This is a genomic window from Methylobacterium sp. GC_Met_2 (genome assembly GCF_026540795.1).
Classification (GTDB): domain Bacteria; phylum Pseudomonadota; class Alphaproteobacteria; order Rhizobiales; family Beijerinckiaceae; genus Methylobacterium.
Genome location: NZ_JALNUM010000272.1, coordinates 1 through 691, shown reverse-complemented (window position 1 = coordinate 691; position 691 = coordinate 1). Strand labels below are relative to the sequence as shown.

Genomic DNA, 691 nt, shown 5'->3' with positions numbered 1-691 from the left:
ATACCAACGCTGATTGATCAGAACTCCTGAGCCCCGGTGCGCAGTCCGATGGACATGATGCGCCAGGGTCGGTCGATGAGGCTGTTCCAGGCGTGGCAGCAGTGGTCGAGGATGTCGGCGTGGGATTTGAAGACGCGGTTGCCGAGCCCGTTGTCGCGCATGAACTGCCATAGGTTCTCGACCGGGTTGAGTTCGGGGGGCGGGCCGGCAGGGGCGGCAGGGTGATGTTGGCGGGCGCGACGAGTTTCCTGGTGGTGTGCCACCCGGCCTGATCGAGCAGCAGCACGGCGTGCGCACCGGGGGCGACGGCCTGGGCGATCTCTTCGAGACGAAAGGCCATCGCCGCGGTGGTGCAGCGGGGCATGACGAGGCCGTCCCCTTTGCCGAGGGCGGGGCAGACCGGACACCGAGACGCCACGACCCAGTCGCGCACCGTCTGGAGCCCGACCCCGCCGAGAGCGGCGGCGGCCGAGCGTGAGCCGCCCGCGTAGATCGCCGACACAGCCAGCAGGCGCCGCGGATGGGCGGGATCGCGCGCGCACTTGGCCACGGCGCGCAGGCCCTCCGCGTCGAAGTCCGACCGCAGTGGCACCGGTGCAGCCATGCCATCTCCTCGGGCTCCAAACCCGAAGACAGAATCACCCTTCAGCCGCCAAGGCTACCCCGTGAGTCCCACTCAACGAGAGCTGGT

General features: G+C 69.0%; 1 pseudogene. It reads right to left on the bottom strand.

The window, feature by feature from the left end:
• Window positions 1–17: 17 nt before the first annotated feature.
• Window positions 18–642: pseudogene (locus OXS49_RS33405) on the bottom strand (transposase).
• Between the last annotated feature and the right edge of the window lie 49 nt (window positions 643–691).